22 protein-coding genes and 1 other RNA gene are annotated in these 22,947 nt (G+C 63.4%); 11 read left to right on the forward strand and 12 right to left on the reverse strand.

Annotated elements, in window-relative coordinates:
- The first annotated feature begins 272 nt into the window (after window positions 1-272).
- The gene (locus CO670_RS30615; protein WP_097593780.1) at window positions 273-1,544 is read left to right on the forward strand and encodes an SDR family oxidoreductase; all 1,272 of its coding nucleotides are present in this window, start codon (window positions 273-275) and stop codon (window positions 1,542-1,544) included.
- Window positions 1,544-2,020 (forward strand): DUF2269 domain-containing protein, encoded by a 477-nt coding sequence (locus CO670_RS30620; RefSeq protein ID WP_097593781.1) that lies wholly within the window; start codon window positions 1,544-1,546, stop codon window positions 2,018-2,020. The genes CO670_RS30615 and CO670_RS30620 overlap by 1 nt, the downstream gene beginning before the upstream one ends.
- On the opposite strand, the gene CO670_RS30625 is transcribed toward CO670_RS30620, so the two are convergent.
- Window positions 2,012-2,605 carry a LysE family translocator gene (locus CO670_RS30625; protein WP_097593783.1) on the reverse strand — a complete coding sequence of 198 codons (594 nt, stop codon included), beginning with the start codon at window positions 2,603-2,605 and terminating at the stop codon, window positions 2,012-2,014. The two genes, CO670_RS30620 and CO670_RS30625, sit on opposite strands and share 9 nt — an antisense overlap.
- Before the next feature lie 150 nt (window positions 2,606-2,755).
- On the opposite strand from CO670_RS30625, the gene CO670_RS30630 reads away from it, so the two are divergent.
- On the forward strand, window positions 2,756-3,604 hold the full coding sequence (locus tag CO670_RS30630; protein ID WP_097593803.1) for an aldo/keto reductase: 849 nt from the start codon (window positions 2,756-2,758) through the stop codon (window positions 3,602-3,604).
- A 311-nt stretch (window positions 3,605-3,915) separates the two neighbouring features.
- Here CO670_RS30630 and ilvN read toward each other — a convergent pair whose 3' ends face one another.
- Both ilvN and CO670_RS30640 read right to left on the reverse strand, forming a co-directional pair.
- The gene (gene ilvN / locus CO670_RS30635; protein ID WP_097593785.1) at window positions 3,916-4,488 is read right to left on the reverse strand and encodes an acetolactate synthase small subunit; all 573 of its coding nucleotides are present in this window, start codon (window positions 4,486-4,488) and stop codon (window positions 3,916-3,918) included.
- A 23-nt stretch (window positions 4,489-4,511) separates the two neighbouring features.
- Window positions 4,512-6,302 carry an acetolactate synthase 3 large subunit gene (locus tag CO670_RS30640; RefSeq protein WP_097593787.1) on the reverse strand — a complete coding sequence of 597 codons (1,791 nt, stop codon included), beginning with the start codon at window positions 6,300-6,302 and terminating at the stop codon, window positions 4,512-4,514.
- A gap of 324 nt (window positions 6,303-6,626) precedes the next feature.
- Between CO670_RS30640 and CO670_RS30645 the strand changes: the two genes are divergently transcribed.
- Window positions 6,627-8,669, forward strand: coding sequence for a DUF87 domain-containing protein (locus CO670_RS30645; RefSeq protein WP_097593788.1), 2,043 nt, complete (start codon window positions 6,627-6,629; stop codon window positions 8,667-8,669).
- Here CO670_RS30645 and CO670_RS30650 read toward each other — a convergent pair.
- Together CO670_RS30650 and CO670_RS30655 are read right to left on the reverse strand one after the other, a co-directional pair.
- Window positions 8,654-9,568 carry a dihydrodipicolinate synthase family protein gene (locus CO670_RS30650; protein ID WP_097593790.1) on the reverse strand — a complete coding sequence of 305 codons (915 nt, stop codon included), beginning with the start codon at window positions 9,566-9,568 and terminating at the stop codon, window positions 8,654-8,656. The two genes, CO670_RS30645 and CO670_RS30650, sit on opposite strands and share 16 nt — an antisense overlap.
- Window positions 9,569-9,585: 17 nt before the next feature.
- On the reverse strand, window positions 9,586-10,200 hold the full coding sequence (locus CO670_RS30655; RefSeq protein ID WP_097593791.1) for a LysE family translocator: 615 nt from the start codon (window positions 10,198-10,200) through the stop codon (window positions 9,586-9,588).
- 97 nt (window positions 10,201-10,297) lie between these two features.
- Here CO670_RS30655 and CO670_RS30660 point away from each other — a divergent pair, with 97 nt between their 5' ends.
- Window positions 10,298-11,782, forward strand: coding sequence for a PLP-dependent aminotransferase family protein (locus CO670_RS30660; RefSeq protein WP_097593792.1), 1,485 nt, complete (start codon window positions 10,298-10,300; stop codon window positions 11,780-11,782).
- On the opposite strand, the gene CO670_RS30665 is transcribed toward CO670_RS30660, so the two are convergent.
- Window positions 11,779-12,603, reverse strand: coding sequence for a pirin family protein (locus CO670_RS30665; RefSeq protein WP_097593805.1), 825 nt, complete (start codon window positions 12,601-12,603; stop codon window positions 11,779-11,781). The genes CO670_RS30660 and CO670_RS30665 overlap by 4 nt on opposite strands.
- Before the next feature lie 91 nt (window positions 12,604-12,694).
- Between CO670_RS30665 and CO670_RS30670 the strand changes: the two genes are divergently transcribed.
- Window positions 12,695-13,375 (forward strand): hypothetical protein, encoded by a 681-nt coding sequence (locus CO670_RS30670; RefSeq protein ID WP_097593794.1) that lies wholly within the window; start codon window positions 12,695-12,697, stop codon window positions 13,373-13,375.
- Window positions 13,376-13,390: 15 nt separating this feature from the next.
- On the opposite strand, the gene miaA is transcribed toward CO670_RS30670, so the two are convergent.
- The gene (gene miaA / locus CO670_RS30675) at window positions 13,391-14,287 is read right to left on the reverse strand and encodes a tRNA (adenosine(37)-N6)-dimethylallyltransferase MiaA (RefSeq protein ID WP_176539066.1); all 897 of its coding nucleotides are present in this window, start codon (window positions 14,285-14,287) and stop codon (window positions 13,391-13,393) included.
- Here miaA and serB point away from each other — a divergent pair.
- On the forward strand, window positions 14,286-15,176 hold the full coding sequence (serB, locus tag CO670_RS30680) for a phosphoserine phosphatase SerB (RefSeq protein WP_097593796.1): 891 nt from the start codon (window positions 14,286-14,288) through the stop codon (window positions 15,174-15,176). The two genes, miaA and serB, sit on opposite strands and share 2 nt — an antisense overlap.
- Before the next feature lie 506 nt (window positions 15,177-15,682).
- Here serB and CO670_RS30685 read toward each other — a convergent pair.
- The 5 genes from CO670_RS30685 to CO670_RS30705 form a co-directional block, all read right to left on the reverse strand.
- Entirely contained in the window at window positions 15,683-17,392 is a 1,710-nt protein-coding gene (locus tag CO670_RS30685) for a Do family serine endopeptidase (RefSeq protein ID WP_097593806.1), read from the reverse strand.
- A 203-nt stretch (window positions 17,393-17,595) separates the two neighbouring features.
- Window positions 17,596-18,555, reverse strand: a complete 960-nt coding sequence (locus CO670_RS30690; RefSeq protein ID WP_097593797.1) for a protease modulator HflC — start codon at window positions 18,553-18,555, stop codon at window positions 17,596-17,598.
- Between the two features lie 5 nt (window positions 18,556-18,560).
- Window positions 18,561-19,658: an FtsH protease activity modulator HflK gene (gene hflK / locus CO670_RS30695; RefSeq protein ID WP_097593798.1), complete on the reverse strand. Its 1,098-nt coding sequence runs from the start codon at window positions 19,656-19,658 to the stop codon at window positions 18,561-18,563.
- A gap of 151 nt (window positions 19,659-19,809) precedes the next feature.
- Entirely contained in the window at window positions 19,810-20,328 is a 519-nt protein-coding gene (locus CO670_RS30700; protein WP_097593799.1) for a dihydrofolate reductase, read from the reverse strand.
- Between the two features lie 13 nt (window positions 20,329-20,341).
- A complete protein-coding gene (locus CO670_RS30705) occupies window positions 20,342-21,136 on the reverse strand; it encodes a thymidylate synthase (protein ID WP_088687482.1) in 795 nt (264 codons plus the stop codon).
- Window positions 21,137-21,247: 111 nt separating this feature from the next.
- Here CO670_RS30705 and ssrA point away from each other — a divergent pair.
- The 4 genes from ssrA (at window position 21,248) to CO670_RS30725 (ending at window position 22,823) form a co-directional block, all read left to right on the forward strand.
- Window positions 21,248-21,610, forward strand: a transfer-messenger RNA (tmRNA) gene (ssrA, locus tag CO670_RS30710).
- Window positions 21,611-21,736: 126 nt separating this feature from the next.
- Window positions 21,737-22,249, forward strand: coding sequence for an SspB family protein (locus CO670_RS30715; protein ID WP_097593801.1), 513 nt, complete (start codon window positions 21,737-21,739; stop codon window positions 22,247-22,249).
- 50 nt (window positions 22,250-22,299) lie between these two features.
- On the forward strand, window positions 22,300-22,494 hold the full coding sequence (locus tag CO670_RS30720) for a DUF4169 family protein (RefSeq protein ID WP_088687480.1): 195 nt from the start codon (window positions 22,300-22,302) through the stop codon (window positions 22,492-22,494).
- A gap of 107 nt (window positions 22,495-22,601) precedes the next feature.
- Window positions 22,602-22,823, forward strand: a complete 222-nt coding sequence (locus CO670_RS30725) for a ribbon-helix-helix domain-containing protein (RefSeq protein ID WP_097593802.1) — start codon at window positions 22,602-22,604, stop codon at window positions 22,821-22,823.
- Window positions 22,824-22,947: the final 124 nt, after the last annotated feature.

Genomic DNA, 22,947 nt, shown 5'->3' on the forward strand with positions numbered 1-22,947 from the left:
ATCCAACAATCAGCGCAAATTGAACATGCAAGGGGCCATGCCCACATCCGTCATGATTGCCCTTCGCTTACGCTTCGTGCACTCGCGGCTTTCGCCGCTCACCCCCTCATCTGCCTGCCGGCATCTTCTCCCCGCTGGGGAGAAGGAGAATCGTGGCGACGTCCCGCAAAACCCTAAGGCATGCTCGTAAAGTCATCTTCCTCTTTCTATCACACACCATCCTCCCGCCAAGCCCTCCTATCCCACTCAAACTTTTCCGCTAATCTCCCGCCATGAACATCCTGATTCTCGGCGCAACCGGCTTCATAGGCTCCGTCGTCGCGGCCCGGCTCGTTGCGGACGGCCATGCCGTGACCGGGCTTGGCCGCTCTCCCGCGCGGGCCCGCCTGAAACAGCCGGCGATCGACTGGCGGCAGGCCGATCTCTCGCGGATGACAAAGCCCGAGGACTGGCAAGGCCTCCTCAAAGACCAGCATGCCGTCGTCAATTGCGCCGGCGCCCTGCAGGACGGGCTCTCGGACGATCTTGCGGCGACCCAGGCGGATGCGATGCTGGCGCTTTATGCCGCGGCGAAGCGCTCCCGTCCCCTGATCGTTCAGATATCGGCAAGGACCGCCGGCGCGGCAGGCGAACTGCCCTTCCTCGCCACCAAGCGGCGGGCCGATGAGGTGCTGGCGGCAAGCGGCCTGCCTCATCTCATCCTGCGCCCTGCCCTGGTTCTCGGCCGCAATGCCCATGGCGGCTCGTCGCTCGTCCGGGCGCTCGCCGCCTTTCCGCTGGCGCTGCCGCTCGTCCATGCCGAAAGCCCGGTCGAGACGCTTTCGGTGGATGACGTGGCGGACGCCGTGTCGCGGGCGGTCGCAGGCGGCCTTCGCGGCGATATCGATCTCGCCGCCGACGAGGTGCTGACGCTCGCCGAACTCGTCAGCCTTCACCGGCAATGGCTGGGCCTGCCGCCCGCCCGCGTCTTTTCGCTTGCTCCCTGGTTTGCAAGACCGGTGACCTGGCTTGCCGATATGGCGGGCCTGCTCGGCTGGCGTTCACCGCTGCGTTCGACGGCGATGACCGTCATGTCCGAGGGCATACGAAGCGCCAAAGGGGAAAGCGGCCTCGCCGCGACATCGGCGGCGGCCACGCTCGCCGCCAATCCCTCCGGCGTTCAGGATCTCTGGTTTGCCCGGCTCTATCTCCTGAAGCCGCTTGTCATATCGGGCCTCTTCGCCTTCTGGCTGCTCTCCGGCCTGATCCCGCTGTTTTCGCTGGAAGAGGCTTCCGCGCACTTCCTGCCCTTCATGCCCGAAGCGGCGGCAACGACGCTGACGCTTGCGACCTGCGTCATCGATATAGCGCTCGGTGCCGCCGTGCTTGTTCGCCCGCTCGCCAGACGCGCCCTTCTCGGCATGCTCGCCGTTTCATCGGCTTACCTTGCCGGCGGCACGCTTCTCGAACCGGCACTCTGGCTCGACCCGCTCGGTCCCCTCGTCAAGGTGCTGCCGTCGCTCCTACTGACGCTGACGGCGCTTGCCACACTGGATGAACGCTGATGCTCGAGCAATGGCTGCTGCTTGCCCATGTCATCGGCGCGACCGTGCTCTTCGGCACCGGCGCCGGCATCGCCTTCTTCATGGTGATGGCGCATCGCACGCGCGATCCCGCGCTGATCGCCCATGTCGCCGGAACCGTCGTCATCGCCGATACGATCTTCACCGCGACGGCAGCCATTCTCCAGCCCGTGACCGGCTATCTCCTTGCCCGCTCGATCGGCTGGGACCTGTCGGAGGGCTGGATCGCGCTGTCGCTGCTGCTTTACGTCGTCACCGGCCTGTTCTGGCTGCCGGTCGTCTGGATCCAGATCCGCCTGCGCGATCTCGCCCGTGCTGCGGCGGTCTCTGCAAGCGCCCTGCCGCCCGCCTATTTCAGCCTCTACCGCATCTGGTTCGCTTTCGGCTTTCCGGCCTTCTTCTCCGTCATCGGCATTTTCTGGCTGATGCTGACGAAACCGTCGATCGCATTATTTTAGCATCGGCCAGAGGCTCGCCACCAGAAGCACCGCCATGCTGATGTTGAACCATTTCAGCCGCACCGGATCGGAAAGCCATTCCCTGAGCGCCGAGCCGAAGCCCGCCCATGTCGAAACGCTCGGCACGTTGACCACCGCGAAAGCCAGGCCGACGATCAGGACGCTGGCAAGGTAGAGTTCGGGATTGGTATAGGTCGCCATCGCCGTCACCGCCATCACCCAGGCTTTCGGATTGACCCACTGGAAGGCCGCCGCCGAGACGAAGGACATCGGCGCCGTACTGCTCTTGCCTTCGCTCAGCGAACGCGAGGAGGCGATCTTCCAGGCGATCCAGACGAGATAGGCGCCGCCGGCGAACTTCAGCACCGTATAGACCAGCGGCAAGGTGTGCAGCAGCGCCCCGAGCCCGAGGCCGACGCCGATCAGCAGCGAGAAGAAACCGGCGCCGATGCCGAACATATGCGGGATGGTCCTCCGGAAGCCGAAATTCACGCCCGAGGCGAAGAGCATCATATTGTTCGGCCCCGGCGTGATCGACGTCGTAAAGGCGAAGAGAACAAGGGCGAAAAACGTATCCAGCGGCATGCGACCTCCCGAAGCGCGGCTCTTTCGGCGCGCTCTATTTAGGTCAGCATAACTGTCCTAAACGGACGATACCATTACATCATTGTCATGGTGACAGGATTGGTTGAAAGATAGAAACGCTGCGCAATCTCCTGAAAAATGGAAAAAATCATGCAGGACGACCCTATCCCCTCCGTCAAATTCCCGAACGGCACGGACGTGCCGGCGCTCGGCCAGGGAACCTGGGCCATGGGCGAGGATGCCGGCCATGCCAGAATGGAGATCGAAAGCCTCAAGGCGGGCATCGATCTCGGCATGACGCTGATCGACACCGCCGAAATGTATGGCGACGGCGGCGCCGAGGAGATCGTCGGCCAGGCGATCAAAGGACGGCGCGAAGAGGTCTTCCTCGTCAGCAAGGTCTATCCCTGGAACGCCAGCCTGAAAGGCACGGTCGAAGCCTGCGAGCGCAGCCTGGAACGGCTCGGCACCGACCGCATCGATCTCTATCTCCTGCACTGGCGCGGCAATTATCCCCTTGTCGAGACCGTCGCCGCCTTCGAAATGCTGAAAGCGTTGGGCAAGATCGCCGCCTGGGGCGTCTCCAATTTCGATACCGACGACATGGAGGAACTGCTCAGGGTTCCCGACGGCGCCAATGTCGCGGCCAACCAGGTGCTCTACAATCTCTCCCGCCGCGGCATCGAATATGATCTCCTGCCCTGGTGCCAGAACCGCGGCATTCCCGTCATGGCCTATTCGCCGATCGAGCAGGGACACATCCTCCATCATCCCGAACTGATCCGCATCGCCAAGGCCTATCAGTCAACACCCGCCCAGCTGGCGCTCGCCTTCCTGCTCCAACGCGACGGCGTCATCGTCATCCCGAAGACGTCGAATGCCGAACGCGTGGCGGAGAACCGCGACTGCGTCTCGCTCGACATTACCGACGAAGACTGGCAGGCGCTCGACGCCGCCTTCCCGCCACCGGCAAGGAAAAAGCCGCTGGAGATGCTTTGATCTTCAGCGGCCCGAACTGTGTCACGCCTATCCGGCTATACGCCGCGACGTCTCGACTCCCCTTCTCCCCAGCGGGGAGAAGGTGCCCGGAGGGCGGATGAGGGGGCCGGAGACACCGGTCTTTCCAATAATCCTCGTGCGCATAGACTACATTGGGACGCGACGTTGCGCCTGCGAGGAACGGACTAAACGGAAAGGGTGTGCCGTGTAGCCCCCTCATCCGCCTGCCGGCACTTTCTCCCCGAGGGGAGAAGAGACTTGCCGCGCCGTCTCCGTACCTTGCCAGCCGAGCAACGGATGAAGCGTCTGCCTCACATCCCCTGCGCGCCGCGGTTCATCGCAGCGATGCCGGTGCGGCAGACTTCGATGAGGCCGAGCGGCTTCATGATCGCGATGAACTGATCGATCTTCGAGGACTTGCCGGTGATCTCCAGAATGAAGTGATCGATCGTCGCATCCACCACCTTGGCGTGGAAGGCATCGGCAAGGCGCAGCGTCTCGGCGCGGGTTTCACCCTCGCCGATCACCTTGACCAGGGCCACTTCACGCTCGATCGGCCGCTCCTGGCCGAGTTCGCGGGCGCGCACCGTCAGGTCGACGACGCGATGAACCGGCACGATGCGATCAAGCTGCGCCTTGATCTGCTCCAGCACATGCGGCGTGCCGCGCGTCACGACGGTGATGCGGGAAAGATGCGCCTGGTGCTCGGTCTCCGAAACCGTGAGGCTTTCGATATTGTAGCCGCGGCCGGAGAACAGGCCGATGACGCGGGCAAGGACGCCCGGTTCGTTATCGACGAGCACCGAAAGCGTATGGCTCTCGATTGCCGTCGTTTCCGGCGAGATGAAGTAGGCAGAGCCCGTGGGCTGAAGATGTGCGTTCATGGTCCTGGGTTCCTACCTTATCGTTATACGAGCTGACGGCCCTTGGCATCGATCGCGTTGGCGACCGCTTCATCCGTGGCTTCGTCGGGCAGCAGCATTTCGTTATGGGCCTTGCCCGAGGGGATCATCGGGAAGCAGTTGGCGAGATTGGCGACGCGGCAATCAAAGATGACCGGCTTCTTGACCTCGATCATCTCGACGATGGCGTCGTCGAGCTCATCCGGCTTGTCGCAGCGCAGGCCGACCGCGCCATAGGCTTCCGCCAGCTTGACGAAATCGGGCATCGCCTCGGTATAGGAGTGCGACAGGCGGTTGCCGTGCAGGAGCTGCTGCCACTGGCGCACCATGCCCATGTACTGGTTGTTCATGATGAAGATCTTGATCGGCGCGTCATACTGGATCGCCGTCGACATTTCCTGGATGCACATCTGGATCGAGGCGTCGCCGGCAATGTCGATGACGAGGCTTTCGGGATGGGCGATCTGGACGCCGAGCGCCGCCGGCAGGCCGTAGCCCATCGTGCCGAGGCCGCCCGAGGTCATCCAGCGGTTCGGCTGCTCGAAGCCGAAGAACTGCGCCGCCCACATCTGATGCTGGCCGACCTCGGTGGTGATGTAGGTGTCGCGGTCCTTGGTATGCGCATAGAGACGCTCCAGCGCATATTGCGGCATGATCACGTCATTGCTCTTGGTGTAAGCAAAGGAGTTGCGCGCCCGCCAGCGGGCGATATCGCTCCACCAATCGGCGAGACGGTTCTTCTCCGGCTTCTTCGGCAGCGCCCGCCACAGGCGGACCATGTCTTCCAGCACATGACCGACATCGCCGCGGATGCCGATATCGACGCGGACGTTCTTGTTGATCGAGGACGGATCGATATCGATATGGATCTTCTTCGAGTTCGGCGAAAAGGCGTTGAGACGGCCGGTGATGCGGTCGTCGAAGCGGGCGCCGATGCAGACCATGACGTCGCAGTCGTGCATCGCCATGTTGGCCTCGTAGGAGCCGTGCATGCCGAGCATCTTCAGCCAGTTCTTGCCCGAAGCCGGATAGGCGCCGAGGCCCATCAACGTCGAAGTGATCGGGAAATCGGTGAGATCGACCAGCTCGCGCAGCAGCTTGGAGGCCTCGGGACCGGAATTGACGACGCCGCCGCCGGAATAGATGATCGGCCGGCGCGCATTCGCCATCAGCTCGATCGCCGCATGGATCTGGTTGAGGTCGCCCTGGATCTTCGGCTGGTAGCTCTTCTGGATCGGGTAATCGGCGGGCGGCGTATAGGTGCCGGTCGCAAACTGCACGTCCTTCGGAATATCGACGACGACGGGGCCCGGACGGCCTGACTGGGCGATGCGGAAGGCTTCGTGGATGATGGCGGCCAGTTCGTTGACGTCCTTGACCAGCCAGTTGTGCTTGGTGCAGGGCCGGGTAATGCCGACCGTATCGCATTCCTGGAAGGCATCCGAGCCGATCAGCGAGGTCGGAACCTGGCCGGTCAGGCAGACGAGCGGGATCGAATCCATCAGCGCGTCCTGCAGCGGCGTGACCGCATTGGTGGCGCCGGGACCCGAGGTGACGAGCATGACGCCGACCTTGCCGGTGGAGCGGGCATAACCTTCGGCCGCATGGCCTGCCCCCTGCTCGTGGCGCACGAGGATGTGCTTGACCTCGTCCTGCTGGAAGATCTCGTCATAGATCGGCAGAACCGCGCCGCCGGGATAGCCGAAGATATGTTCGACGCCATTGTCCTTCAGCGCCTTGAGAACGATCTCCGCTCCCGTCATCCGATTGCCTGCCGCCTGATTGTCCGTGCTCATCTGTCTGTTCCGTTTGATGCTGGGATTTGCGTTTGTGGCCGGAAGCCCGAAATTCGGGCACAAAAAAAGGCCCCGGAGGAGCCTGTCATCTAGCGCATGGGTGGCTGTCGCCGGATGGTTACACCATCCTGCCCATGCGCTTTCCCACCACGATAAGAGCCGTTGCCATTTTCATGGCGGGAAGTGATAGACAGAAAATTTCGCAGCGTCAACGCATGCCGCAATAAAAAACTACCCCCGCGCCTTCGCCCCTGAAAATCGATAGGATGAAGGATTTGTTAAAGGATCAACTTTATCCTTTAACGCTACCGCAGGGAGTAGCCTTTGCTCAACAACGACTTGCGCATGTCTGGCAAGGCAGGCGAGCACGATAGACGCGACGGTCATGCGCCGGGAAATCGCTTTCTCGGCCGCGTCGTTGCATGCAGCGGATCCCGGGCCACGATTGCCGCGGTCGCCGTCGAAGGCAACACCGATCTCACCGAACTCTGGTCCGTCGGCCGGCTGATCTCGATCAGCGTCGGCCGCAACCGCGTCGTCGCCCTCGTCTATCAGATGAACACCGGCACCCATGCCTGGGGCGAAGGCGAAGACAATAATTTCAAGATCGAGACCGAGCTGCTCGGCGAAGTCCGCGTCGACGAGGACGGGCGCGAGGAATTCTCGACCGGTATTTCGCGTTATCCCTATCTCGGCGCCATCGCCCACCGCATTCGTTCTGCCGACCTGATGCGCATCTACGATGCCGGAACGGGCACGACCGCCGTCATCGGCAAGCTGACGCAGGACGAAAGCATCGATGCGGCGATCCACATCCCCTCGATGCTCTCCAAGCATTTCGCCGTCGTCGGCTCGACCGGCGTCGGCAAATCGACGGCCGTCTCTCTGCTGCTGCACAAGGCGATTGCGGCGGACCCGAAGCTGCGCGTGCTGATCCTCGACCCGCACAACGAATTCGCCGCCGCCTTTCCTAAACACGCCGTCACCATCGATACCGATACGCTCGACCTGCCCTTCTGGCTGATGCGCCTCGAGGAATTCGCCGAAGTCGTCTTCCGCGGCCGCCCGCCGGTGCCCGAAGAACTCGACATGCTGCGCGACATCATGCCGGAGGCCAAGCGCGCCTTCCGCGGCAGCGACAATTCGCTGGTGCGCCGCACGACGGAAAAGAGCTCGATCACCGCCGATACGCCGGTTCCCTATCGGATGGCCGATCTGCTGGCGCTGATCGACGAGCGCATCGGCCGCCTGGAGGGCCGTGCGGAAAAACCCTTCCTGCGTTCCTTGAAGATGCGCCTGATCGCCGCGATCAACGATCCGCGCTATCACTTCATGTTCTCCAACAACACGATCAGCGACACGATCACCGAGACCATCGCGCAGATCTTCCGCATCCCCGGCGACAACAGGCCGATCTGCACCTTCCAGCTCGCCGGCATTCCCTCCGAAGTCGTCAATTCGGTCGCCTCGGTGCTCTGCCGCATGGCTTTCGAGGTGGCGCTCTGGAGCGACGGCGCCATCCACATGCTCGTAGTCTGCGAGGAAGCGCACCGCTATATCCCGTCCGATCCGAACCTTGGCTTCATCCCGACGCGTCAGGCAATCGCCCGCATCGCCAAGGAAGGCCGCAAATACGGCGTCTCGCTCGGCATCATCACCCAGCGGCCGGGCGAGCTCGACCAGACGATCCTGTCGCAGTGCTCGACGCTGTTTGCCATGCGCCTCGCCAACGACCGCGACCAGGAAATCATCCGCTCGGCCATCCCGAATTCCTCGATCTCGACGACGAGCTTCATCTCCTCGATCGGCAATGGCGAGGCGATCGCCTTCGGCGAGGCGATCAGCGTGCCGATGCGCATGCGCTTTTCCCGCGTCGAGGAAAACCTGCTGCCGAAGGCCGCCAGCGCCAACAGCAAGCACAGCGAGGAAGATCCCGATACGGTCGACCTGCGTAAGATCGTCACCCGCATGCGGGCGGTGACGGTCGGGCCTGACATTTCGACTTTCCAGCAGAGCGTTGCCGCATCGATGGCGAGCGTCGACGAGGCCGAGGCAGCCGACGAGGATTTCGCTCCCAAGCCTTACGCGCCGCCGCCCTCGCCCGCCTCACCCCCTCCGGCTTCGGCACCGCTCGAATCCTACCGGCGCGAATTGCTGCCGCAGGCGCCGCGCCTGGATCCGGCCGAGCCGATCCCGACCGACCCGCGGCTCGACGCACTGCGGCGCGAATTGCGCCGTGAGGAGCCGGTCTTTCCCCGGCCCGCGCCGCCGAGCGACCAGCCGCCGATCACCCGCCGGGAGCCAGGCACCTCGCTACGCGAGAGCATCCTGAAAAAGCCGCTGAGCAGCCTTTACAACAAGGACTGACGTTCCAGCGCGATCAGCGACCGGGCCGCATCGAGCGCGCGCTCCCGGTCCGCCGGTCCAAGCGGCAAAATCGGGCGTGGCAGCTCCATCGGAACGCCGAGGAGATGGCCGGCCAGCATATAGACCACGCGGATGCTTCCATAGGCCTTGAACATGTCCCAGAGCGGCTGCAGCAGGCCATCGAGCCGGCGCGCCTCGCCCTCATCGCCGGCCATGGCGGCTTTCGCCAGACCGAGCGCCGAGCGCGGAAGCAGGCCGGCGACGACGCTGTACCAGGCGTCGGCGCCTGACGAGAGCGCTTCGGCCGCGCCCCAGTCGCCGCTATAGCCGATCGCGAGACTGGTCTTTTCCCGCAAGGCGGCGATCTCCCCGCGCAGATCGCCATCGGCCGGCAGCGGCATCTTCACCGCCCTGATCGTCTCGATATCGGAGAGGCGCTGCAGCAGCTCGCGGCTGAAGGTGAAGTGCGTGGTGCCGGGATTGTTGTAGATGCAGAGCGGAAGCCCGGTCGCCTTCGCCACCGCCAGGAAATGTTCGTAGGCCTCATCCTGGGTCAGCGGCGTGTAGGAAACAGGTGCGAGCAGAAGCGCATCGGCACCGGCAGCTTCGGCATCCCTGGCGAGATCCATGGCATGGTCCGTCCGCAAAGCGCCGGCGCCGACGATAAGGGGAACACGGCCGCGCACGCATTCGACCCCCGCCCTGACGGCCCGCAGCCGCTCCTCGCGGCTGAGATAGGCATAAATCCCGGTGCTGCCGAGAAGGCCGATGGAGGCCACGCCGGCTTCGCATAGCGGTTCCAGCAGGCGGCCGAGGGCCTCGGTGTCGACGCGGCCATTTCTATCGGCGGGCGTTGGCGGGAAGGCCGAAAGACCATGAAACGGAGAAACCGAAGACATGATGCGATCCTGAACTATCAGTGGGAGAACAGCAGGCGCGATCCGGCGCCCGCGAAGAAGACGGCCAGGCTGGCCTCGATCCAGCGCCGCGCCCTGGCATAGCCCCGCACCATCGGCGCCGTCGAAAAGAGCACGGCATAACCGGCGAATATCGTGATCCCCAGCAGCACGCAGCCGCCGAAGGCCGTGATGGCCATTTCAGGCGAAGCGCCGGGCTTGAGGCCGAGCGACATGATCGCGACCCAGCCGAGAACCGCTTTCGGATTGCCGAGATGCATCAGGATCCCGCGCCGATAAAGCGCGCCGAGCGGGACGGCGGGCCGCACGACCTCGCCCGCCGTCACCTCAGAAGTGATGGCCGAGCGGGCCGCTTTCCAGGCGAGCCAGAGCAGGTAGACGCCGCCGGCGAGCTTGAGGACGAGCAGCGCATGGGCATAGCTCACAAGCAGCGTCGAGATGCCGGTGACCGCGATCAGCCCCCAGCATGTCGACATGGTGATGACGCCTGCGGCAAGTGCTAGCGCCGGCCGGCGCCCCCGGCTCATCGCCACGTTCACGATGGCCATGTTGCTTGGCCCGGGACTGCCTGCCGCGATGATATAGGCGATATAGACGACGAGAAGATCCTGCATGTCCATTTTCCAGAAGCTGCCGATATGCTTCCTTCTCCAGGAAAAATGGTTCATCATGAAGCTCCATTTTCAAGAATATTGATGGACCATTTTCACGATGTCCAAGCGGCGCAGCACCATCGAAATCCCCTCTCTCCAGGCGATCGATCGAACCGCCAATATCAGCCGTCAGCTTGCGCAGGCCCTCAGAAGCGCCATTGCCCGCGGCGAGCTGAGATCAGGCGAGCGCCTCCCCTCGACGCGCACCCTTGCGGCTTCCCTGAAGATCGCCCGCGGCACCGTCGTCGAAGTTTTCGATCAGCTGACCGCCGAAGGCTACCTCGAAGCGAGAGTCGGCGCCGGAACGCGTGTCGCCGCCGCCCTGATGGATGCGGCCCCGGCGCTGCCGCCCGCCCCTGTGCCGCCGGTTGCCGAGGCCATCGACTTGCCCGCCCCGGCTGCGCGGCTGATCGCGGCCGCCCGCGCGCTCACCCCGCACCCGCCCGTTCCCTTCGCCATCGCGGTGCCAGCCGCCGGCATTGCGCCCGACGGCAATTGGCGCCGTCTCGGCAATCGCGTGCGCGCCTCAAGAGAGGCGGCTCCCGCCGGTTATCACGATCCGATGGGCTTGCTCGAACTGCGCATCGCCATTGCCGAACATGTCCGCCGCGCCCGGGCGGTTCATTGCGAACCGGAACAGGTGATCGTCACATCGGGCACCCAGCAGGGTCTCTACATGGCAGGCCGCGTGCTGCTGTCGCGCGACGATCCCGTCTGGGCCGAGGATCCGGCCTATCCCGGCCTCACCGCCGTGCTCGACGATCTCGGCCTGCACACGCACCGCATTCCCGTCGATGCGCAGGGAATGGATGTGGAACACGGCCTCGACCTCTGCCCGCAGGCACGCGCCGCCTTCGTCACGCCGTCGCATCAATATCCGATCGGCATGCCGCTCAGCATGGCGCGGCGCAACGCCCTGATCGGCTGGGCCGACCAGAACCGCGCCTGGATCGTCGAGGACGATTACGACAGCGAGCTGCGCTACGCCGGACACCCCTTCCCGTCGATGCAGGGCCTCTGCCCCTCACGCGTCGTCTATCTCGGCACTTTCAGCAAGGTGCTCTTTCCGTCGCTCCGCCTCGGTTATGTCATCGCCCCTCCGGCGCTTGCGGAAGCCTTCGCCGGGGCGCGCGCCATTCTCGACCGGCATTCGCCGACCACCGAACAGCATGTGCTCGCCGCCTATATGAAGGAGGGCTATTTCGAAGCGCATATCCGCCGCATCCGCGGCCTCTATGCCGAGCGTCGCGCCATCCTGCTCTCACGCCTGGAGCACGCCCTGCCCGAGGCCTGCCGCATTCAGCCGAGCGACCAGGGCATGCACATTCTCCTGTGGCTCCCCGAAGGCACCGACGATGTGCGGCTCGCAGCGCACGCCATGTCGGCCGGGATCGCGGTTCGCGCCATCTCGCCCATGTATGCCGGCCGGCCCGCCCGCCCCGGCCTGATGCTGGGTTTCGGCGGCTTCCCGCCGGACCAGCTGCGGGCGGCGGTCGACGAATTCGTCAAACTGCTGAGAACCGCGACAGCCAACCACCGCTAAACCGAACGCTCTATAAATTTCCGCCACACCCGCCGCCACTGCACCCAGCGTCTCAGGAGCCGGGCTACGGCCGCCGGCGGGATCTTCCTGTGATCGCCGACTGTGCCCTGCCTTGTCACGGGAGCCTTCACATCGAGCAGAAAGGCGACCATCACGCTTGGAGACCTTGCCTCGACCGTCAATCGCCGATCCTGCAGCAGCAGCCCCTGCTCCGCTTCGCCAAAGGCCTGCCCATCGATGACGACGGAACCGCTGAAGACATAGAAATAGAGATCCCGCCCCGGCTTGTTGGGAAGTTCGACGCGAACGCCGGGCTCCAGCCGGATATCGAAGAAATCGACGGCATTGCGCACGAAGAAAGGCGCCGGCCCGCCTTCCGGTCCGACCAGATGTCGCCAGCTGTTCGGCGGCGCCGGCGAAATCGGCCCGTGTTGAATCCTCGGTTCAAGATCGACCGCCTTCGGCCGCACGATGATTTGCAGCATGCGCAAAGGCGGATCGGACGGGAACGTCTCCTCCGAATGCCAGAAACCGCGCCCGGCATTCATCACCAGCAGATGGCCGCTATCCGTCGCAAATCGGCCGGTCATCCGGTCGTCGTGGCGCATGACGCCGTCGGGCACCCAGGAGATGATTTCATCGTTCCGGTGCTCGTGCATGGCGATGAGACGCCCGGGATCGAGGAAGGATTCGACCACCATGGCAAGGGCGCCATGGCCGTGATCGCTCGGCCTCGGCTTCAGCCATCCCGGCATGTTGATGCGAATGACGAAGCCTCCCATGTCACGCACGATGAAGCTGCGTTCTCCCTTGAGCAGCATGGCATCCACCCCGCTTGCCAACGCCCCTGTTATAGCGGATCTAATGCGCATTTGCCTTGCGTCGCCGGCGGCAGCTTCGAAAAGGACGGCCATGAGATCCATCTTGAACTTCATCATCGCCGCCGGCGCCGGCCTTCTTCTGGCGACGGCCGCGGAAGCCGCCGGCTTCGACTGCGCCAAGGCCGGCAGCGCCGATGAAAAGATCGTCTGCGGCGACAGCCAGCTTTCCCGCCTGGACGAATTTTTCAACCAGCACTACGCCGCGCAGAAAAAGACATCGGCCGGTGACGATCTCGTCCATGCCGCCCGCAATTTCCTGGCGGATCGACGCGATTGCGGCGACGACAGATCCTGCATTCTGAGCGCCTATCTCGCCGTCCTCTGGACGATCTCGGCCGACAAGAGCGATTTCATGGGAGGGATTTCCGCCAAGTCCCTGGCCGGCAACCGGTCGCCCGAAGCCAAGGCTATCCCCGCAAAAGTCGGCCAATGCGCGGCCACCTCAATCGTCGAGGTCCATCCCCGTCTCGACGGCGATGCGGGCTTCGACAGCGGCACTGGCATCGACTACGCCAATGACGGCTATCAGGTCTCCTATCGGCGCGAGGAGGCGCTGATCGGATCGAAAGCCGGCGATCACGTGACCATGTGCCTGGTCCAGATCGACCGCGATTGCGACGCCGGTGAGAGCGGCAGACTGTTCCTGGTGACGAACGACCGCACGCGGGAAAGCTGGATTCTGCCCGACGCCCAGCACAAATGCGGCGGCTGAAGGCATGACGATCGGCTAAACCGTCAAGCGCTGCCAGCTCTCGTCCATCTGGTTGCGGAACCACGTCATTTGCCGCTTGGCATATTGCCGCGTTGCCGCCGCCCCCTTCTCCAGCACCTCCGCGCGCGTCATCTCGCCCTTCAGCATGGCGGCGATCTGCGAGACCCCGATGGCCTTCATGACGGGTGCCTCGGCGGGCAGGCCGAGCGCAAGCAGCGCCCTCACCTCATCTTCCGCGTCCTGCTGCAGCATTTTTTCGAACCGGCCGTTGATGCGGGCATGCAGCACGGCGCGGTCCGGCAGCACGACGATCTTGCGAGCCTCTTCGGCATCGATCACTCGAGGTCCGGCCCGGCCCTGGAAATCGGCGATCGAGCGCCCCGTCGCCTTCACCACCTCCAGCGCCCGGACGATGCGCTGCCCGTCCTGGCGGTTGAGGCTCGCCGCCATGGCGGGATCGGCCGCGGCAAGCTCTGCAAAGAGCGCGTCCGGCCCCTCCTGCAGAAGTCGCGCCCGCAATTCCTCCCGCAGCGCTTCGGGTATGTCGGGCATATCGGAGAGGCCGCCGGTCAGCGCCTTGAAGTAAAGCCCGGTGCCGCCGACGAAGACCGGCAACTGCCCGGCCGCCCTGAGCGCCGGCAGGAGCGCCGTCACATCCCGCAGCCAGGCGCCGGTGGAATAGGCCGCGCCCGCCGGCACATGGCCGTAGAGATGATGCGGCACGCCGTCCATCTCCTCCTCCGACGGGCGCGCGGTCAGCACCCGCAGCGTGTCGTAGACCTGCATGCTGTCGGCGTTGATCACCGCGCCGCCATGCCGCTTCGCCAATTCGACGGCGAGCGCGGACTTGCCGCTGGCGGTCGGCCCGGTTATCAGGATCGCGTTCTCTACGCTCAGAAGGTTTTCCATCATGGCCCTCGTTGCCACGCTTGTTGCCAATCCGTCAAATCCTGTCCTGACCCCTGAGATCGCCGAACAGGCGGCCGGGGCCGTGAAGGCATCCGGGCTCTACTGGCTAGCCGACGGCGTAGCCTGCGATATCGCGCTGCGCGACGGCACCGATGCGCAGGCGGCCGAGGCCAATCTTCTTGCCGTGATCGCAAGCGCGCCGATCGATCTCGTCATCCAGGAGCAGGACAGCCGCCGCAAGAAGCTGCTGATCGCCGACATGGATTCGACGATGATCGGCCAGGAATGCATCGACGAGCTCGCCGCGGAAGTCGGCCTGAAGGAAAAGGTCGCCGACATTACCGCTCGCGCCATGAATGGCGAAATCGCCTTCGAACCGGCGCTGCGTGAGCGTGTCGCCCTGCTGAAGGGCCTGCCGATTTCGGTCGTCGACGAGGTCATCGCCAAGCGCATCACGCTGACGCCTGGTGGTCCGGAGCTGATCGCCACGATGAAATCGAAAGGCCATTACACCGCCCTCGTCTCCGGCGGCTTCACCGTCTTTACCAGCCGCATCGCCGCCACCCTCGGCTTCGACGAGAACCGCGCCAACACGCTGCTCGAAGAGGCCGGCATCCTCTCCGGCTTCGTCGCCGAACCGATCCTCGGCAAACAGGCGAAGGTCGATGCGCTGAACGAAATTTCCGTCAGCCTCGGCATTTCGCCGATGGAAGCGATGGCGGTCGGCGACGGCGCCAACGACCTCGGCATGCTGCAGCTCGCCGGCTCCGGCGTCGCCCTCCACGCCAAACCCACCGTCGCCGCCCAGGCGCAAATGCGCATCAACCACGCCGACCTGACCGCGCTGCTTTACATTCAGGGTTACAGGAAGACGGATTTTGTAATGGGCTGAATGTTCAATCGTGCTACAGAAAATGAATGAGCAAGAGCACTTTGACTGATGAACAGCTGACGGAACTTCGCGTTGGAAGCGCTTGAGGACAAAGATATCGACACCAGCGACATTCCGGAGATAGTGGATAATCGCTGACGGTTCGCGCGAAAGGACAATTTCTCCGCGGGCCTGTCGAAAAGCTCATCGTTTCCGGACGATTACTAAATCACCTCGTCGATCATGGACCATCCGGCGCTATCGAATGTGTCGGCATGAAGTTTGACGCGGACGTTTAATCCGACCTCCCTCATCCCTGTGCTTGTCACAGGGATCCAGTGCGCCCAAGTCCTTGGGCGCGGGAGACTCTCTTGCTTTCAGCAGAGTCATTCACCGCGCCGACGCGCGGTGGCTGGATTCCTGTGACAAGCACAGGAATGACGGAGGAAAGGTGGTGCCTGTCTCCACGTAAACTGCCTTGGTGAGGGAAGTAGAAACTTTGGCGGCGAAGCCATCGCCGCCGCTCCCTATTCCATCGGCACCGCCACGAAGCGCAGATCGCCATTGGCGGATGCGATCATCAGCTGGGCGTTGCGGCGGCCTTCGCGTTTCAGCGCCTGCACCTTGGAGGCCACCGCGTCCGGCGACTTCATGAACTCCTGGGCCACCTCGACGATCACGTCGCCGGGCTTCAGGCCCTTTTCGGCGGAAGCGGAGCCCGGCGTTACCTCGGTCACGACGACGCCGTCGACGCTTTCGGCGATGCCGAAGGCCTTGCGCGTTTCGGGGCTGAGCAGCGACAGCGATAGGCCGAGCACGTTCTTCGGCGTTCCCGTATCCGGCGTCGCCTGATCCTGACCCTGGCCCTGATGCTGGTTGGGCGCATCCGGCGCCGGCTGCACCTGATCGCCCGTATCCGGCTGGTCCATATCGTCGTTCTCGTCGGGATCCGGCGTGATCACGCCGTCCTGCGAACCGCCGGACGCCGCCGCCTGGTCGCTGTCTTCGAGGCGGCCGAGCGTCACCTTGACGGTCTGCTCCTTGCCGTCGCGCAGCACGACGACGTCGACCTGCTTGCCGACCGCGCTTTCCGCCACGACACGCGGAAGATCGCGCATTTCGTTGACGGCCTTGCCGTCGAATTTCAGGATGACGTCGCCCGCCTTGATCGAGCCGTCGTCGACCGGTCCGCCCTTGATGACGCCGGCGACCAGCGCGCCCTTCGCCGTATCAAGGCCGAGGCTGTCGGCGATATCGTCGGTGACCGGCTGGATGCGCACGCCGAGCCAGCCGCGCCGCGTCTCGCCATATTCGCGCAGCTGCGCGACGACGCCGGAGGCGAGTTCCGACGGTACCGAGAAGCCGATGCCGATCGAGCCGCCGCTCGGCGAAATGATCGCCGTATTGATGCCGATGACTTCACCCTTCATGTTGAAGAGCGGGCCGCCGGAATTGCCCTTGTTGATCGCCGCATCCGTCTGGATGAAGTTGTCGTACGGGCCGGCATTGATGTTGCGGCCACGCCCGGAAATGATGCCGACTGTCACCGAGCCGCCGAAGCCGAACGGATTGCCGATCGCCATCACCCAGTCGCCGATGCGCATCTCGCTGGAATCGCCGAATTTGACCGCTTTCAGCGGCGCCTTCGGCTCGACCTTCAGCACCGAAAGATCGGTCTTCGTATCCGTGCCGATCAGCTTCGCCTTGAGCTTCGAGCCATTGGCGAAATTGACCTCGATATCGTCGGCGCCCTCGATCACGTGATTGTTGGTGACGATATAGCCGGCCGGATCGATGACGAAGCCGGAGCCGAGCGAGCTGACATTGTGGTTGGGGCCTTTGTTGCCCTGCTTCTTGTCGAAGAAATCGTTGAAAAATTCCTGGAAAGGCGATCCATCGGGCGCGCGCGGCGCCGGGCCGACGCCCTCGTCGTCCTTCACGTTCTGCGAGGTCGAGATGTTGACGACGGCATCGAGCAGGCCCTCGGCGAGATCGGCGACCGAGGCCGGACCATTGCCCGGCACTGCGGACTGGATCGGCGGGCTCTGCTGCGGCGCGGCAGGGGCCGGAGTCGTCTCAGCGGCAGCGGGAGGCGCAGGCGTGGCAACCCCGGGCGCGGCCGCCTCAGGCGCGGTCTGCGCATGAGCAACCCCACTGACGCCGGCCTGAGCCAGGATTGCGGCGCTGGCCAGTAGCGCGAGCGTTCGTCTGAAGGGCGAGCGAGTCGTGGGGGCCATAAGCTTCCTCATAAGGGGGTAAATGCGCACATTGAGCACCAGCATAAGGCGGAATGATGGAGGGCGAAATCACCTTTTCGCGAAATCCCCGTGCAATCCGACGGATCGTCACAAATGCCTAAGCCATGGCGCGTGGGAAACTGAAAAGGGCCGGCGCTGAGGCCGGCCCTTTCTCGTTTCTGGCGGAGAACGATCCCCTATCCTCAATTCGCCGGCTGGGCTGGCGCTGCCGGAGCGGCCGCTCCCGGTGCCGGCGCAGCCGGGTTGGCGGGCGCCTGCTGAGAGACGCCGGCGGCGTTGTTGAAATAGCGGAAGAATTCCGAATCCGGCGACAGGACCAGCGTCGTATCCTGCGACGAAAGCGCTGCCGAATAGGCGGCCATCGAGCGGTAGAACTCGAAGAAGCCCGGGTTCCTGGAGAAGGCCTCGGCGAAGATGCGGTTGCGTTCGGCATCGCCCTGACCACGCAGGATTTCGGAATCGCGCTGCGCATCCGCCGTGAACTCGACGACCTGGCGGTCGGCGATAGCGCGGCGGCGCTGGCCCTCTTCCGTGCCCTGCGCCCTCAGAAGCTCGGCTTCCGCCAGACGCTCGGCCCGCATGCGGTTGAACGTGCGCTCGGAAACGTCCTGCGTCAGATCCGTGCGGCTGATGCGCACGTCGTCCAGCGTGATGCCGAGCGTTTCCGCATCGGCCTGCAGTTCGTTGCGAACCTCGAGCATCATGGCCACACGCTCGCGGGAGAGCGCGGCTTCGATGCTGCGAACGCCGTAGACCCGGCGCAAGGCGGAATCGAGACGCGTGCGAAGCCGCGCTTCCGCCGCCTCCCGGTCGCCCGAAACCGTTTCGCGGAAGCGGCGCGCATCGTTGATGCGGTAGATGATGAAGGCATTCACTTCGTAGAATGCACCGCCCGAGACCTGAACGCGGATATTGTCGAGGTTGAAGCGCAGTTCCTGCTTCGGAACATATTGCACCCGGTCGGCATCAGCGAAGGAGAAGGGCAGCTTGAAGTAGATGCCCGGATCGGTCTTGACCGACTGGATTTCACCGAAGCGGACGACGATCGCCTGCTCGCGGGCATTGACCACGAAGATCGAGGAATAAACCGCCGTCAGCACGACCGCCAGGAGGATGAGGATAATGGGAAGCCTGTTCGACATGGGTCTCAGCCTCCCTGCTGCTGTTGCTGCGTCGGCCTGCTGATCTCATTGAGAGGCAGATAGGGCACTGCGCCCGCCTTCTGGTCTATGATCACTTTCTTGGAACCCTTCAGAACCTGCTCCATGGTTTCCAGGAACAGTCTCTCCCGCGTCACGTCAGGAGCCTTGGAATATTCGTCGTAGATCGAAACGAAGCGCTGGGCTTCACCTTCCGCTTCCTTGACGATCCGGTCCTTGTAGGCTGCCGCGGCTTCGCGGATGCGGGCTGCATCACCGCGGGCCTGGCCGAGCTTCTGGTTGGCGTACTGGTTCGCCTCTTCGACGAGGCGCTGCTTGTCCTGGTCGGCGCGCTGCACTTCCTCGAAGGCATCGGCCACATCGCGCGGCGGAGCAACGTCTTCGATCGTCACGCGGTTGATCGCGATGCCGGCGCCGTAGCGGTCCATCGTGTCCTGAATGATGTTGCGCACTTCGGTTTCGATCGGTCCGCGATTGTCACGGAAGGCATCCTGCGCCGGGCGCCGGCCGACGATCTCGCGCATCGCGCTTTCCGAAACCTGCTGCAGCGTTTCAGCCGGATTTTCGAGGCGGAAGAGATAGGATTTCGGATCGTTGATCGTATAGAGCACCGAGAACTGCACGTTGACGATGTTCTGGTCGCCGGAAAGCATCAGCCCGACCGTCGAATTGCTGTTGTTGCGTCCGCCGATATTCTGCTGCTGCTCCGTCACCTTCACGATCTCGACCGTGTCTATCGGCCAGACGTGAAAATGCAGGCCGGGCATGGAGATTTCCTCCCGCGGCTTGCCGAAGCGCAGCTCGACACCGCGCTCGTCCGGCTGCACGGTGTAGACGCACTGGATCAGCCAGAAAACCGCCACGATCGCCACGACGATGACGGCCACGCCGCCGTTGAAGCCGCCGGGAACGATGCTGCGCAGCTGATCCTGGCCGCGCCGGATGATATCTTCCAGGTCGGGCGGTCCGCCCTTGCCGCCGCCACCGCCGCGCGGGCGGTTCGGCCCCTGGCCCCATGGTCCCTGATTGTTACCGCCGCCGCCGCCCCAAGGGCCGCCGCCGCCATTCTGATTGCTCCAGGGCATCAAAACCTCGTTGTTCGTTAAGTCTTCCCCGCATCCGGGGACCGTGGGGGGCCGACCCGGCGGATGCGTTGCGACCGTTATAGGTATCGCCGCACCGGCTTTCAACGCAGCGTGAGAAACTTGGTCAATTTAATTGGAAAATAGTTCGTTTTCAGGTCCGCCGTCGATCATAGACGACGTAGCGCGTGGCATAGCTGTCCTTTTCGCCGGCCGGCACCTCGATCGTTTCGCCAGCCTGCCAGATCGCGGGATCGATGTCAGGAAATGCCGCATCGCCTTCGAGCTCGGCTTCGACATGCGTGACGCACATCCGGTCGGCAAGACCGATCGCCTGGGCATAGACCTGCCCGCCGCCGATGATGCAGATCTCGCCGACGCCGGTTTCGACCGCGATCTTCTCGGCGATCGTCAGCGCCTCGGGCAGCGACTGCGCCATGCTCACATCGGGATGATCGATCACCGCCTGCCTGGAGATGACGACGTTCGGCCGCCCCGGCAGCGGCTTGCCGATCGATTCGTACGTCTTGCGGCCCATCACCACGGGTTTGCCCGATGTCAGCGCCTTGAAGCGCTTGAGATCGCTCGAAAGCCGCCAGGGCATATCGCCGTCGCGGCCGATGATGCCGTTACGGGAAACGGCGACGATGATGGTCTTCAGGATGTCGGCCATGGAATGTCCCGGATCAAACGGCAATCGGCGCCTTGATATTGGCGTCGGCCTCATAGCCGACCAGCTCAAAATCCTCGAATTTGAACCCGAAGATATCCTTCACATCGGGATTGATGCGCATGAAGGGCAGCGGCTTCGGCTGGCGCGTCAACTGCAGCTTCGCCTGGTCGAAATGGTTGTGGTAGAGATGGGCGTCGCCGAGCGTGTGGACGAAATCGCCGGGTTTGAGCCCCGTCACCTGAGCCACCATCATCGTCAGCAGCGCGTAGGAAGCGATGTTGAAGGGCACGCCGAGGAAAATGTCGGCGGAGCGCTGGTAGAGCTGGCAGGAAAGCTTGCCGTCGGCCACGTAGAACTGGAACAGGCAATGGCAGGGCGGCAGCGCCATCTGGTCCACCTCGGCAGGGTTCCAGGCCGAGACGATGTGGCGGCGCGAATTCGGATTGTTGACGATGCCTTTGACGAGATTGGCGATCTGGTCGATATGGCCGCCGTCCGGCGCCGGCCAGGAGCGCCACTGGGCGCCGTAGACCGGGCCGAGATCGCCGTTTTCGTCGGCCCATTCGTCCCAGATGGAAACGCCGTTCTCCTTGAGGTAGCCGATGTTCGTCTCGCCCTTCAGGAACCACAGGAGCTCGTGGATGATCGAGCGCAGATGCAGCTTCTTGGTGGTGAGAACGGGAAAGCCCTCTTCGAGATCGAAGCGCATCTGGTAGCCGAAGACCGAGCGCGTGCCGGTGCCGGTGCGGTCGCCCCGGTCGGAGCCCTTTTCAATCACGTGGCTGAGGAGATCGAGATATTGCTTCATGTGGCGCTGATTCCGTTTCGTCCAATTTAAGTCTTCGGCGGCGTGACGTCAGCAGCCCGCGGGCGTTTTCCCGCAATTTCTGCCGCGGGAGATAAAGCTTTTGTGACGATTGCCCTTTCCATGGGCAGAGGAAATCACTATATCAACCCTGCCGGCTTTCGGGCCGGCTATGGCGATAAATGAGCGGTGTAATAAACCTATTGGACCCGGGGGCGGTACCCGGCGCCTCCACCAAAAACCGGCGGCCCTGAAGGCCGGCTTTTGATGGGGGCGAAACAGGATCGACAAGGGTGTAAAGATCGTCTTTTTGCTCGGCATTGTACCGCCGTTATCGGGCTAAAATTGTAGTTGCAAACGACAACTATGCGGAAGCTCGTCTCGCTGCTTAATCGCGGTGTGACACTTCAATCAAAGTCCTAGTGGTTCGCACCTCTAGGCGGGGTCCGAAGGCACCTGGCAACAGAAGCCTTCACCTTCTCCCTCCTGATGAAATCATGTATGCTGATCTTAGCGTGACTCGGCTCCGGACTTTCCCAAGGCGCCTGAACGTGGCATATACCTTGTGAAAAGACTTCAGAACCGACGAAAGACAGGAAAAGCATGGGGCAGGATCATATCCGCTACGACATTCTGGCGCAGGATGCACTTCGCGGCGTCATCCGCAAGGTTTTGGCGGAGGTAGCAACGACGGGCCGTCTGCCCGGCGACCATCACTTCTTCATCACCTTCCTCACAGGTGCCGCCGGCGTACGCATCTCCCAGCACCTGAAGTCGAAATATCCCGAGCAGATGACCATCGTCATCCAGCATCAGTTCTGGGATCTGAAGATCACCGAGACGCATTTCGAGATCGGCCTTTCCTTCTCCGACGTGCCCGAGAAGCTGGTTATCCCGTTCAATGCCATCCGCGGCTTCTATGATCCTTCCGTCAATTTCGAGCTCGAATTCGACGTGCCGCTTGCCGATGGCGAGGAACTGCCCTCCGGCGAAATCACCGCCTATCCCGTCGATGCGGCCGGCAAGCCCGATGACGCGGCGGCAAAGCCCGCCGACGGCGAGGAGAAAAAGCCGGGCTCCGTCGTCTCGCTCGACTCCTTCCGCAAGAAGCAGTGATCTCAAGGGAGGCTCCGGCCTCCCTTTTTCATGAGGAAGCCAGGCATCGCATGAGCGCCGAAATCGTCAATCTGCGCCAGTTCCGCAAGAAGCAGGCCCGCTCCGAAAAGGAGAAGCAGGCCGAGCAGAACCGCATATCCTTCGGCCGCACCAAGACCGAGAAGCAGCTGACCCGCAGCCTGAACGAGAAGGCCGACAAGGCGCACCGCGCTGGCCGCATCGAAACGGATGACGACGGCGCCTGAGGGCTTCATGCAGAGCGTGAACAGCCGGAATGGATTCTGCGATCAGCCACTTAGGCGGTTTTCTTGAATCGATCCGCCAATATCCAACCGGGATGTGAAGCCGTTTCATGATCCGCAAGCATTCGGCGACATTGCATGGCCATCGCACCAGTTTCTCCCTGGAAGACGAGTTCTGGGCCGAATTGAAGACGATCGCCGCAAGCCGTGCGATGCCGCTTGCCGCCCTGATTTCCGAGATCGACGACACCCGTCCCGCCGACAGCAACCTGTCCTCGGCGCTGCGGCTCCATGTGCTCGCCTGGCTCAAGGGCGGCGGCAGCGTGTTGTAAGGCCGGGGGCACGCATGAAAACAATCAACATGCCGCAAGCGGGATTATGTCGCCTGGCCGGGTTTGGCCGCTGATATTTGCGACGGCTATTGGCTGGTCGCCTCTTCCCGAATTTTCAGAATGC

Source organism: Rhizobium sp. J15 (assembly GCF_002531825.1).
GTDB lineage: Bacteria > Pseudomonadota > Alphaproteobacteria > Rhizobiales > Rhizobiaceae > Rhizobium.